This window comes from Micromonospora craterilacus, from assembly GCF_003236315.1.
GTDB lineage: Bacteria > Actinomycetota > Actinomycetes > Mycobacteriales > Micromonosporaceae > Micromonospora > Micromonospora craterilacus.
Genome location: NZ_POTY01000211.1, coordinates 1 through 12,880 on the forward strand (window position 1 = coordinate 1; position 12,880 = coordinate 12,880).

Below are 12,880 nucleotides of genomic sequence, written 5' to 3' on the forward strand. Positions count from 1 at the left end.
GTCGCGATCAGCTGCCCGGGGAACGGAGACTGCGCCGGGCTGGAGACCAGCCCGTGCCCGAGGGGGAACCGCAGCACGTTCTCCACCAGCGCCTCGCGGTCGACCAGCAGGGTGGGCAGCAGCGCGGCGGCGGGCAGCCCCAACGCGCCGGCCGCGACCCGCAGCCCGGCCCGCCTGGTCAGCCCCCAGATGACCAGCACCGCGGCGACCGGCCAGGCGAACAGCTTGAGCGCTCCGGCCAACCCGACCGCGACGCCGGCCCAACCGGGACGTGCGGTCGCGGCGAGCGCGAGCGCCAGCAGGCAGAGTGCGAGTACGGGCAGGTCGTCGCCCCCGGTGGCCAGGGTCAGTGCGCAGACCGGCAGTACGGTGGCGGCCTGCACCCCGCGTAGCAGGTGTGCACCGTGCCAGGGTGGCCTGGCTCCGGCGGTGGGTTGCCGCAGGACGCGGAGGGCGAGGACGAGGGCCAGCGCGGTGCCGACGGCGAACAAGATCCGAGCGTCGGTCCACCACGCGTCGACGGCCGCGCGGGGTAGCCCGAACAGGGCCATCCCCGGCTGGTACGGGGTGTAGCCGAGCAGTTGGTCGCCGGGGGGCAGCGCGGCGATGGCGTCCCGTCCCAGGTACGGCGTACCGGTTTCCAGCAGGCGCCGGCCGGATTCCTCGACGACCAGCACCTCCTCCTGTGCCCGATCGGTCCGTCCGGCCGCGCGTTGCCCGCTCTGCCAGAGCAGGGGCAGCAGCACGGCGCCGGCCCAGGCGACGGTGGTGACCAGCCAGCGGGCCGGCAGCCCGGCCAGCGCGGACCTCGGCCGACTGCGCCGGACGAGGAGTTGACCTGCGGACAGGAGTGCGGCGGCGAGGTAGCCCAGGGCGGCGATCCCGCCCCAGGCGCGATGGGGCACGAGGGTGGAGGTGGCGGCGGTGACTGCGGCGAAGGTCGCCGAGACGGCGTAGAGGCCGAGGTCGAGGGTGAGACTGCCGGCGGCCTGGTCGAGCCGGTGCCACCACCTGGGGCGGCGCTCGGTCGGGGCGGCGGTGCTCATCAGGGCAAGTGTGTCAGGTGTGTCAGGCCGGCTGGTGCCGGCCTCGGCCCCCCTGCCGGCGGCCCTGCGGCAGCCGGACCACCGCGCCGGCGTCGTGCAGCGGGACCGCGAGGGCACCCGGCCGGCCACCGGTGCCCCGCTGGAGCGCAGCGAGCAGTGCCCCGGCGGCCAGCGGTCGGGCGAAGAGATGGCCCTGTCCGGCGGTGCAGCCGAGCTCCCAGAGGGCTCGGCGCTGGGTTTCCTGCTCCACCCCTTCGGCCACCACCGCGAGGTCGAGGCTGCGACCGAGATCCAGGGTGGACCGGATGATGGCGGCGGCTTCGGCGGAGGACTCCATCGCGGTCACGAAGCCGCGGTCGATCTTCAGTTCGTGCACCGGGATCCGGGAGAGCAGGGACAGCGAGGAGTAGCCGGTGCCGAAGTCGTCGAGGGCGAGCCGGACGCCGGAGTCGCGCAGTCGGGTGAGCACCTGGTCGACCACGTCGAGTTGGCTGAGCGTGAGGGTCTCGGTGAGTTCCAGTACCAGCCGGTCGGCGGGTAGGTCGTGGGCGCGCAGGCGGGCCAGCACCGAGCCGGGGAAGCGGGCGTCGAGCAGGCTGCGGGGGGAGACGTTGACCGCCACCGGGACGTCGAATCCGGCGTCGCGCCAGGTGCCGGCGGCGATCAGCGCCTGGTCGAGGATGGCTTCGGCGAACGCGGGGAGCAGCCCGGAGCGTTCGACCGCTTCCAGGAACCGCAGCGGGTCGATCATGCCGTGGGTGGGGTGGTGCCATCGGGCCAGGGCCTCGGCGGCGATCACCTCACCGGTGCCGAGGTCGACGATCGGCTGGAAGTTCACGGTGAACTCCTGGTCGGCGACCGCGCGGGGCAGTTCGCCGCCGAGGGTGAGGCGGCCGATGTCGGCGGTGTCCCGGGTCGGCGCGTACGTGGCGACCCGCTGGCCGGCCCGCTTGGCCTGGTACATGGCCACGTCCGCCCGGCGCAGCAGCTCGGCCATCCCGCCGCTGGCCGGCGCGACGGCTATCCCTCCGCTGGCCTCGACGCTGATCCGCATGCCCTCGAGGTCGAACGGCTCGTGCAGCGCGGCCAACAGCGTCTCGGCCCGGTGTGCGGCCACCGCGGGGGCGGGCAGGGCCCGCAGGAGTACGGCGAACTCGTCGCCGCCGAGCCGGGCGACCAGGTCTTCTGCGCGGGCGGCGGCGCGTAGCCGGTCGGCGACCATTACCAGCATCTGGTCGCCGGCGGCGTGGCCGAGGGTGTCGTTGACCTCCTTGAAGTGGTTCAGGTCGATCAGCACCAGGGCGGTCACCCCGTCGGCGTGTCGGTTGTGCAGCTGCTCGTTGCCCTGGTCGAGCAGGTGGCGCCGGTTCGCGAGCCCGGTCAGCGCGTCGTGCGCGGCGGCGTGCGCGTGGGCCTGCGCCACCCGGGCGAGTTCGGCGTACGCCTGGGCGTTGCGTACCGCCGTATACAGCGCCGAGGCGAAGGTGTGCAGGGTGTACCGCTCCCGTTCGGAGAGCCGCACCGGTCCCTGGAAGCGCAGCCGCAGCATGCCGACGTCGACCGACTTGTCGTGTCCTTCGAGACGGGCCGGTACGACCGAGCCCGTCACGGTTGGGGCCTCGGCGGTCGGCCCGTCGTAGGTGATGCCCTCGGAGCCGCCACGGACCAGGCGAGCGGCGTCGCGTAGTTCCACCTCCACCTCGTCGGCGGAGAACAGTTCGGCGGCCCGGGTGACCGCGGTGGTGAGGACCTCGTCCAGTTCGACGACGTTGAGCGCGTCGGTGGTCTGGGCGAGCCGCTGCCAGGCCTGTTGTTCGGTGCGGGCGCGGACTCGCGTCAGGTAGAGCAGGTGCAGGCTGAGCACCAGTGGTGGTACCGCGAGGAGCAACCGGACGTCGGTCTTGATGGTCAGCACCGTGCCGACGATGACGAGGAGTCGGGTCAGGGCAGCGGTCGCCCGCAGGTCCAAGTCCTCGCGGAACAGCTTTCCCATTGGGGTGCCGGTGGCCAGGGCGATGACCGGCAACGTGACGAGTTCGTCGAGCAGCACGGCGGCGAGGTAGGCGGCGGCGAGCGGCACGATGGTGCTGGCGATGTCCGGGCTGGTCGCCGGCCATCCGAACAGTTGTATGACCAGGCCGGCGGCGGCCGCGACAAGCATGTTCTTGCCGATGCCGAAGAACTGCTTGATCGGTGGCAGTCGGATCAGGGTGGTGGCGATCGCCACGCCGAACCCCGTGGCCAGGACGACCACGGGCGGGGGTGCCACGGCGAGGCCGATCACGATCGCCGTCTCGGTCCAGGCGATGTGGTGGTTGGTGGAGCGGATCCGAACCCTGACCTTGACGATGAAGCCGACCGTCACCAGGGAGATCAGCGCCGCCCAGATGAAGGTGGCCGTGGCGACGCCGTAGTTTGGCAGGTGTGCGATGGAGACGGCACCGGCGAGGCTGGCCGAAACGACGACGAGACCGACTAGCGGCACTAGCCGCCGATCGGTCCCGGTCTGTCGTTTGTGTGGAGCCAACCGTTGTCCCCATTCGTCACCGAGGGGCTGCGCTCCGCAAGCGTACGTCGGCTGTTGCCGATCCAGAAGTAAGGATCAGGCCCATTCGTGCGAGTTCATCTTGACCCCCAGCTGATCTGTCTACCGATTGGTTAGTCAGACCCTAGGAGTGCTTGCGACTATTTAGCGACGATAAATGTCCTATTGCGCAAAATGGGCCAATATGCTAGTGGTCTGTCACGTTCTGTCCCACTCCGCTGACGGAGTGTCTAATCGAGTTGGCTGGTGAAGTTGTGCCCGCGCGGGCCAGGTAGGCGCCGAAAGATTTCTGGCCGAACAAGTGTCACCAGAGGGCTTTGCTCGGTTCATCGCTGCTTCGGTTGAGCTTGCCCGATGTGGCGACCACGAACCAGTGCCGCCGCCGCTAAGCTGCATACAGTGATCCTTTGAATGCAGTCAGAGGGACCGGTGCAGATTCAAGTCCTTGGCGGTCTCGTGGTGAGGCTCGGTTCCGCGGTACTACCCCAGGGAACGCCGAAACAGCAGACCGTTCTGGCCATGCTCGCCTGCAACCCGGGACGGCTGGTTTCGGTCGACCAGCTTGTTGATGAGCTGTGGCCCGAGGGTCCGCCACACTCGGCCGTACCCAATGTCCGCACTTATGCCGCTAATCTGCGCCGCAGCCTGGAGGCAATGGTGCCGGAGCGGGAGGTGCTGATCCGGGCCCGGGATGGTTACCGCCTCAACGTCGAACGGGCGGAGGTGGATCTCTTTGCCTTCCAGTCCGAGATCGCCGAGGCGCGCCGGCTCGTCGGCACGGACGACGCGGTGGCGGTGGATCTGATGTCCCGAGCACTGACGCGCTGGCGTGGTCCCATGCTCACCGGCGCTGCCCTTGGCCCGACGCTCTCCGCGCATGTGGCCGCGGCGACCGAGGACCGGATGCTCGCCGCAGAGTTGTTCGCCGAACTGAAGATCGGTCTTGGCTGCCATGACGACGCCTTGCCGGTGTTGCGGGAGCTACTGATCACGCAACCGCTACGAGAGCCGGCTCATCTGCTCCTCATGCGCGCGCTTTACGGACGCAATGACCATGCCGGGGCCATTGCCGCATATTCCGCAGCTCGGCAGGTTCTGCGTGAGCAACTGAGCATTGAGCCCGGCGCGGAATTGCGGCAGTTGTACCTGCGCATCGTCGAGCACGAGAGGGCGCTACTGCGGGAGTCACGCCCCAGCGGAACGGCTGTCGAACCGTCCGCTTCGGTGCCCGAGGCGGACCGGGCGCTCCTCTCCCTTCCGAGGTCGGTGCCGGACTTCGTCGGCCGGGCGCGCACTGTCCGGCACCTGTTGTCCGAGACATCGCGGCTCGGGCGGCTCGCGTCCGCGGTGCACCTCATCGACGGAATGGCCGGTAGTGGCAAGACCTCGCTGGCGGTACATGTCGTCGGCCGGCTCGCTGACCACTACCCGGATGCCCAGTTGTTCATCGATCTCAAAGGACACGACCCGGCCGAGAAGGTCGACTCGGCGACCGCACTGGCGACCCTGCTGCGGCAACTCGGCACATCGGGCGGCCGGATACCCTCGGACCTCGGAGATCGGCTCGCCCTGTGGCGCCGCGAACTGACCGGCCGGCGGGTGATCATCGTGCTGGACAACGCGGCAGACGCCGAGCAGATCCTTCCGCTGCTGCCCACCGCACCGGGCAGTGTCGTGATCGTGACGTCCCGGAAGCGGATCGCCGGCCTGGACGCTGGCCCGCCAGTGTCGCTGCCGTTGATGGACCAGGCGGAGGGCGTCGCGTTGCTCGCGTCCACGTCGGGCGCCGAGCGGGTGTCGGCGGAGCCTGAGGCGGCGGCGGTCGTGGTGGAGCAGTGCGGTCGCCTTCCGCTGGCCATCCGGCTGGCCGGGTCTCGCCTCGCGCATCGTCCGACCTGGCGGGTGGCCGATCTCGCGGCGCTACTGGCGGACAATGCGCGCAGGCTGACCCATCTGGCCTTGGGTGACCGAAGCGTGGCGGGGGCCTTCGCGGCTTCGTACGAGCCGTTGAACGAAGCCGCCAGGCGGATGTTTCGGATGCTCAGCGTCCATCCGGGTGACGAGTTCGGTGCGGCCATCGCCAGTGCGCTCTCCGGCCTGTCGCTCGACGAAACCGGCGCGGCACTGGACGACCTCCTCGACTGCCATCTGATCGAGGAGGTCGAGGCCGGGCGCTACCGGATGCACGATCTCATCCGGCAGTACGCCCTTGAGCTGTCCACCCGGCACGACACCGCCGATGCGCGGCACCACGCGTTCTCCGATCTGATCGACGTCATGCTCCAGTCGACTCTTCCGGTGGCCGACCGGCTTGAGTCCGGGTTCGTCCGCAGGCACGTCACGCTCGACCCGCCGCGCCGCGCCGACATTCTGGCCGCCTTGGATCCGCCGACCGAGGCATGGCTGGAGACGGAGCGCCTCAACCTGCTGTCGCTCGTCGTCCGGGCCCGCGAATGGGGACACCACGACCGGGCCTGGCAGTTGGCCCGACTTCTCTGGCGCTTCCTCTACATCCGCTCCTACTTCGACGACATCATCTTCATCCATCTCCACGGCCTCGCGGCGGCGACAGCGGGTGAGGACGAGGGCGGTGTGGCCGCGATGCACAACTATCTTGCCTCCGCCTATCTCCGGACCGGCGATTACGCCGGCGCGCTCAAACACGTAAGCGAAGCCGTCAGCATCGCCGAGCGGCGTGGTGACCTGCCGAACCTCAGCAGGTATCGGGCGAACCTGGTCGCCGTTCACTGGATTCGCGGCGACCTCGCGGAGGCGGTACGGATCGGTCTCGACGGGCTGCGGGGCACCGCCGGGTACGACGTCGTGGTGCCCAGAAGCCTGCCGAATGTCGGCCTTGCGCTGACGCTGCTCGGACGCTACGACGAGGCGCTGCGCCTGCACCGCCTGCATCTGTACGTCGGGCGTCAGGCCGCCAGCCAGTTTCACGTCCTCAACGCCCTGGGTCACATCGGGGCGGTGAAGTGCCGCATGGGGCGGTACGAGGCGGCCGCCCGGGCGCTGCGGGCCGCACTGGTCATGCGGGAGCGCACGGGTCACCGTTTCGCGGAGTCAGAGGTACGAAACGACCTCGGCATCGCACTACGGGGGCTGGGGCGCGCCGACGAGGCGGTGCTTGAGCACGAGGCCGCCAGGAAGCTGGCGGTCGACCGGGGCGAGGGTCACGCAGAGGCGGCCGCCACCAACGATCTTGCGGTCACCCTCGCCGCCAGCGGAGAGCTCAGCCAGGCGATCGACCTGCATCGCGAGGCACTCCGGGTGGCCACCCGGATCGCCCATCCGTACGAGCAGGGACGGGCGCTGGCCGGGCTGGCCGAGCACCTCTTCGCCGTCGATGCGGTGGCGGCGCGCCGGTACTGGGAGCGAGCACTGGCGATCTTCCGTCGGATGGGCGTACCGGAACGGTTCGAGATCGCGCGTCGGCTGGCCGAGACCGCCCTCGCGGCTGAGCCGCTCACCGAGGGTTCGGAACTGAGCACCGGCATCAGGTAAGCCTTCTTATCGATTTCTTATCGCCGGCCCCGGTAGCGTCCGGCCCGTTCGCAGACGGGGGGAGATCCGCCAGGGGCAGGGTCTCGTCGCGGCAGCTGCCGTCAGGTATCCCCAGCTACCCGCGCGGCAGGCTGGTGAGGAAGGAGCGGTGCGACCGCGCCGCTCCTTCCGAGCACAGCTTGGACGGCTCCGTCCGGTCAGGGAGATAGGCTCGCGACCGTGACCGAACCCGCCCAGCTCACCCACGTCGACATGGCCGGCGCGGCACGCATGGTCGATGTCTCCGCCAAGCAGGTCACCGGCCGTTCGGCCGTCGCGGCCGGCCGGCTGCGCACCACGCCCGAGGTGATCGAGTTGCTGCGCCGCGACGGGCTGCCCAAGGGCGATGCGCTCGCGGTCGGGCGGCTGGCCGGGATCATGGGTGCCAAGCGCACCCCCGACCTGATCCCGCTCTGCCACCCGATCGCCCTGCACGGCGTCACAGTCGACCTGGCGCTGACCGCCGACACGGTCGAGATCACCGCGACCGCCCGTACGGCCGACCGCACCGGCGTCGAGATGGAGGCGTTGACTGCGGTCGCGGTCGCCGGGCTGGCCCTGGTCGACATGGTCAAGGCGGTGGACCCGGCGGCCAGCGTCGACGCGGTCCGGGTGCTGTGCAAGGAGGGCGGGAAGACGGGCCGGTGGGAGCGTCCGGAGGACCGGCCGTGATCCGCGCCCGGGTGGTGGTGGCCTCCAACCGGGCCGCCGCCGGCGTCTACGCCGACACCAGCGGCCCGCTGCTCGTCGCCGGTCTGCGCGAGCTGGGTTGCGCGGTGGACGAGCCGGTGGTGGTGCCCGACGGCGAGCCGGTCGGTCGGGCGGTGTCGGCGGCCGTGGCGGACGCCGTCGACGTGGTGTTGACCAGCGGCGGCACCGGGATCACCCCGACCGACCGCACCCCCGACGTGACCAGGGCGCTGCTCGACTACGAGATCCCCGGCATCGCGGAGGCGATCCGCGCGCACAGCCGCGACAAGGTGCCCACCGCGGCGCTGTCCAGAGGCGTGGCCGGGGTGGCCGGCCGCACGCTGGTGGTGAACCTGCCCGGTTCGACCGGCGGGGCGCGCGACGGGCTCGCCGTGCTGGGGCCGATTCTGGCCCACACCGTGGACCAGTTACGCGGCGGCGATCATTAGCGAACCCGATAGGCTCGGCCGGGTGAGAACGGAAACCGCATCCGCTGCCGATCAGGCCGCCGCGCCACGGCCGGCCGATTGGGAGCAGGCGCGCTCCCGGGTGTACGCGGTCGGCCTGGCCGCCGCACCACCCGCCGTCGAGCGTCCGCTTGCCGAAGCCGACGGGCACACTCTCGCCGAACCGCTCACCACCCGGACCGACCTACCGGCCTTTCCGACGTCCAGTGTGGATGGCTGGGCGCTGCGCGGCGCCGGCCCGTGGCGGGTGGTCGGCCGAGTGTTGGCCGGCACCACACCGGCACCGTTGACCGAGGACGGGACGACCGTCGAGATCGCCACCGGTGCGATGGTGCCGGAGGGCACGTCCGCCGTGCTGCGGGTGGAGGATTCGACGCGTACGCCGGACGGGTTGGTCGACGGCGTGCCGCGCACGGCCCCGGAGTGGCGGCGCCCCGGCGAGGAGGCGTCCGCCGGTGAGGAACTGCTTCCGGCCGGGACGCCCGTCGACCCGGCGGTGATCGGCCTGGCCGCCTCCTGCGGGTACGACACCCTGCGGGTACGCCGGCAGCCCCGGGCGGCGCTGCTGGTCTTCGGCGACGAACTGCTGACGGCGGGCCCGCCCGCGGCCGGCCGGGTCCGCGACGCGCTGGGCCCGGCGGTGCCGGCCTGGCTGCGCCGGTACGGCTGCCAGGTGCGTCCGGCGGACGTGGTCGGCCCGGTCGCGGACACGCTGGCCGCCCACGTGGCCGCGCTGCGTACCGCGTTGGCCGACGCCGACCTGGTCTGCACCACCGGTGGCACCATGCACGGCCCGGTCGACCACCTGCACCCCTCGCTGGCGGCGCTCGGCGCGGACTACGTGGTCAACACCGTCGCGGTGCGTCCCGGTTTTCCGATGCTGCTGGCCCGGCTGGTCGACGCCGACGGCCGGGTCCGGTTCGTCGCCGGGCTGCCCGGCAACCCGCAGTCCGCCGTCGTCGCCCTGGTCTCGCTGGTCGCCCCGCTGCTGGCCGGTCTCGCCGGCCGGCCGATGCCGGTGCTGCCGCACGCCACCCTCGCCGAGCCCGTCCCGGGGCGCGGTGACTACACCCACCTGGCCCTGGTCCGCCTCGACCGGGTCGCCGGGACGGCTTACCCGGTCCGGCACGTCGGCTCGGCGATGCTGCGCGGGCTCTCCGGCGCGGACGGGTTCGCAGTGATCCGGCCGGACACCAACGGCGCGGCCGGGGACCGGGTGCCGGTGGTGCCGCTGCCGCTGCTGCCCGGGGAGCGGGCATGGTGACCGTGATCGGCACGGTCACCGACCAGCCGCTGGACGTCGCCGCGCACGAGGCGGCGGTCGCCGACCGTCGGGCCGGCGCGGTTGTCTCGTTCGCCGGCGTGGTCCGCGACCACGACCACGGCCGCGCGGTGACCAGCCTGGAGTACGAGGGGCACCCGAGCGCCGAGCGGGTGCTGCGGGAGGTCGCCGACAAGATCGCCGCCGAACCCGAGGTGTACGCGGTGGCGGTGTCGCACCGGATCGGCCCGCTCGCCATCGGCGACACGGCCCTGGTGGCGGCGGTCAGCACCGCGCACCGGGGTGCTGCGTTTGCCGCCTGCGCCCGCCTGGTGGACGAGGTGAAGGCTCAACTGCCGATCTGGAAGCGGCAGGTCTTCGCCGACGGCACCGAGGAGTGGGTCAACTGCCCCTGAGGCCGGCGCGGTCGTGCCACCGGCCGCGCCCGGCACCGGCGGGTGTCGGGCGTCGCGTTTACCGCCGCCCGTACAAGAACGCGGCGCGTGCCATCCGGTCGGTGTAGAAGGCGGGTTCCGCGCCGGGCCGCCAGGGCAGTGCGGCGACCAGCACGATCAGGGCCAGCGCCAGGGAGTTCTCCATCAGCGCGCCGAACAGGCCGTCCTGGTAGTGCGATACCTCCGGCAACTGGTGTTCGTACGGCCAGATCGGGGAGATCAGGAAGAGCAGGTAGAGCCCGATTGCGGCGATGCCGTGCCGGAGCCCGGTCAGCGTCGGGTACCAGATCGGCGGGCGGAGCCCGGACACCCCCGGCGGCCCGCCGTACGGCCCCGGGGCGGAGCGCTGGGCCAAACCGCGGCTGGCGTCGTGGCGGCGCACCGCGGCGTCGGCCAGCACGATGATCGCCGGAATCACCCAGACGAGGTGGTGCGTCCAGGAGATCGGGCTGATCACGTTGGCGGTCAGGCCGACCAGGGTGAAGGCGGTGAGTTCGTCACCGTCGGCGTGGGCGTTGGTGGCCCGGGACAGGCCGAGCGCCAGCACCAGCACGGAGAAGGCGAGCCAGAGCAGCCCGGGGGTCTCGATCGAGTCGTAGAGCCGGGCCAGCAGGCCGGCCAGGGACTGGTTGGGCGTCATGTCGGCGGCGCCTACCCGCTCGGTCTGCCACAGCACACTGCCGAAGTAGGCCCGGGACTCGGCGCCGACGATGCCGAAACTGCCGATCGTCACAGCGACGCTGGTGCCGATGGCGATGGTGGCCGCCCGCCACTGCCGAGTGATCATCAGATAGAAGATGAACAGGGCCGGGGTCAGCTTGACGGCGGTGGCCAGGCCGATTCCCACGCCGGCCCAGGCGCCGCCGTAGACGAACCGCAGCAGCGGGCCGTCGTCCTCCGCCTGGTGGGTGCCCCGGCGGGACCGCCAGCGCAGGGCGACCAGGTCGGCCATGACCAGCGCGAACAGCAGCACGTTGACCTGCCCGTAGCCGAGCGTCTCCCGGGTCGGCTCGATGGCGATGGCGAGCGGCGTGGCGATGGCCACCGTGTACCACAGTGGCCAGGCCAGCCGGTCGACGATCGGGCGCAGCAGTGCGGCCAGCACCACGGCCAGGGCGGCGATGCTGACCAGGGCGTTCACCAGGCCGGCAGCGGCGACCGGCAGGTGCGCCATCGGCAGCATGGCCAGGCCGGCGAACGGTGGGTAGGTGAAACCCAGGTTTGTGTCGGGCGCGACGAAGTCGTACAGCTCGTGTCCGCTCGCCCACCAGACCACCGCGCCGTGGTAGATCTTCATGTCGAAGAAGTTGTACGGCCGCCCGAAAGCGCCGATGGCGAGCCATGCGGCGTAGGCGACGGCGGCCACGAAGCTGGCCCGTACGACTGTCCTGCGATCGATCCCACGCGTTACGCGACGGACTGTGGCGAGGCGGTCCAGCCCTCTACCGACGCTCGTCGGCATGGCGTGGCCACCCCCGTACCAAGATCGTCCTACCCGTCCAGGTCCCGCACGGAGCCTAGAACGGCGCCTCACGTCACTGCCTCCCGCGTTATGCGACCGTGTCCGATCCCACACATTCTCTTGACATTTCCACCGCGTTAACGCCTGGCGGGCGGTTCAGGTGATTCGCGGCCTTAGCCGGGGGTGAGGCGAATAGCCGCAGCTCAGCCTGGGAGCCGACGCGCGGTGGACGCCGATCGGACGGCGAGTCGGGCCTCGCGACGGGCGGTCCGGACGGCACGGCGTACCGACCGTCGGGAGTGGCCGATCCGGTGCCCGGCCCGCCAACGTAGCCCCGGCTTGCCCTCCGTGTCCGCTGCAGCGAGCAGAAGCCCACCGAAGAGACCGAGGTTCTTCAGGAAGTGGATCTGGTTGTTGTTGCGGGCGACCGGGTCGTCCTGCTTCCAGAAGGGATGCCCGGCGAGGGTCACCGGGATCAGCGTGCCGGCGAGGACCAGCGCCGCCGGTCGGCTGAACCTCCCGGTGGCCAGCATCAGCCCGGCACCGACCTGCACCACGGCGTTGGCCCGGACCAGCGTCTCGGTGTCCGTGGGCAGGCGGGGATGCACCCGCTCCAGCAACGGCGTCACCCGATCGGTGACCGGCTTCGCGGCGGATACCAGGCGATCGGGGTTCGCAAGGTTGCGGGCCCCGCTGATCACGAAGATGCCGCTCAACATGGCGCGGGCGAGGGATCGTACGGGCTTCATGGACAAGTCATACCCCGTCGTGGGCACCGCCATCCCCCGCAACGGCCGATCTCGATCGATCGGGTGGTCACGGCGCCACGCCGTTTTCGAGCGACAGTCGCGGATGGACGAGCCGCGCGGGGTAACCTCGCCGCGTGACGACGCTGCGGCTACGCCCCGAGGATCCGGCCGACACCGGCGCGGTCCGCCGGGTGCTGGCCGCCGCCTTCGCCCGGCCCGACGTGGCCACCCCACCGGAGGTACGGCTCGTCGACGAGCTGCGTGGCAGCGACGCCTGGCTGCCGGAGCTGGCGATGGTCGCCGAGTACGGTGGCGAGATCGTCGGCTACGCCTTGCTCACCCGGGTCGTGGTCGGCTCGGACGGCGGTAGCACCGCGGCGTTGGCCCTCGGCCCGGTGGCGGTGGCGCCGCACCGGCAGCGGATCGGGCTCGGCTCCGCCGTGGTACAGGCCGCCGTGGAGGCGGCCACGGAACTCGGCGAGCGGCTGGTAGTGGTGCTCGGCGATCCGGCGTACTACCGGCGCTTCGGCTTCAGCCGGGCCGACCGGCAGGGCCTGACCAGCCCCTGGTCCGGTCTGGGCGAGCCGTGGCAGGCACTGGTGCTGCCCCCGTCGGCCAGCGGCGAGCCGCCACCCCCGCAAGGCGAGGTGCTCTTC

At 71.4% G+C, this 12,880-nt stretch carries 10 protein-coding genes; 6 read left to right on the forward strand and 4 right to left on the reverse strand.

The window, feature by feature from the left end; all coding sequences use genetic code 11:
* On the reverse strand, positions 1 to 1,046 hold a 1,046-nt coding region (locus C1I95_RS26030; RefSeq protein ID WP_111217606.1), incomplete at its 3' end, for a glycosyltransferase 87 family protein.
* Between the two features lie 22 nt (positions 1,047 to 1,068).
* On the reverse strand, positions 1,069 to 3,573 hold the full coding sequence (locus tag C1I95_RS26035) for an EAL domain-containing protein (protein ID WP_111217591.1): 2,505 nt from the start codon (positions 3,571 to 3,573) through the stop codon (positions 1,069 to 1,071).
* 429 nt (positions 3,574 to 4,002) lie between these two features.
* Here C1I95_RS26035 and C1I95_RS26040 point away from each other — a divergent pair, with 429 nt between their 5' ends.
* The 5 genes from C1I95_RS26040 to C1I95_RS26060 all read left to right on the forward strand — a co-directional run bounded on the left by C1I95_RS26040 (position 4,003) and on the right by C1I95_RS26060 (position 9,974).
* Complete coding sequence (locus C1I95_RS26040) at positions 4,003 to 7,101, forward strand: AfsR/SARP family transcriptional regulator (RefSeq protein WP_111217593.1); 3,099 nt, start codon at positions 4,003 to 4,005, stop codon at positions 7,099 to 7,101.
* Positions 7,102 to 7,320: 219 nt separating this feature from the next.
* Positions 7,321 to 7,812, forward strand: a complete 492-nt coding sequence (gene moaC, locus C1I95_RS26045) for a cyclic pyranopterin monophosphate synthase MoaC (RefSeq protein ID WP_111217595.1) — start codon at positions 7,321 to 7,323, stop codon at positions 7,810 to 7,812.
* Positions 7,809 to 8,279, forward strand: coding sequence for a MogA/MoaB family molybdenum cofactor biosynthesis protein (locus tag C1I95_RS26050; RefSeq protein WP_111217596.1), 471 nt, complete (start codon positions 7,809 to 7,811; stop codon positions 8,277 to 8,279). The genes moaC and C1I95_RS26050 overlap by 4 nt, the downstream gene beginning before the upstream one ends.
* 22 nt (positions 8,280 to 8,301) lie before the next feature.
* Entirely contained in the window at positions 8,302 to 9,561 is a 1,260-nt protein-coding gene (locus tag C1I95_RS26055) for a molybdopterin molybdotransferase MoeA (RefSeq protein WP_111217598.1), read from the forward strand.
* Positions 9,555 to 9,974, forward strand: a complete 420-nt coding sequence (locus tag C1I95_RS26060; RefSeq protein WP_111217600.1) for a molybdenum cofactor biosynthesis protein MoaE — start codon at positions 9,555 to 9,557, stop codon at positions 9,972 to 9,974. The genes C1I95_RS26055 and C1I95_RS26060 overlap by 7 nt, the downstream gene beginning before the upstream one ends.
* Positions 9,975 to 10,032: 58 nt before the next feature.
* Here C1I95_RS26060 and C1I95_RS26065 read toward each other — a convergent pair whose 3' ends face one another.
* Positions 10,033 to 11,475 carry a glycosyltransferase 87 family protein gene (locus C1I95_RS26065; protein ID WP_111217602.1) on the reverse strand — a complete coding sequence of 481 codons (1,443 nt, stop codon included), beginning with the start codon at positions 11,473 to 11,475 and terminating at the stop codon, positions 10,033 to 10,035.
* Positions 11,476 to 11,678: 203 nt separating this feature from the next.
* Entirely contained in the window at positions 11,679 to 12,224 is a 546-nt protein-coding gene (locus C1I95_RS26070) for a DoxX family protein (protein WP_111217608.1), read from the reverse strand.
* A 134-nt stretch (positions 12,225 to 12,358) separates the two neighbouring features.
* Between C1I95_RS26070 and C1I95_RS26075 the strand changes: the two genes are divergently transcribed.
* The coding region (locus tag C1I95_RS26075; RefSeq protein WP_111217604.1) for a GNAT family N-acetyltransferase at positions 12,359 to 12,880 on the forward strand (522 nt) is incomplete at its 3' end.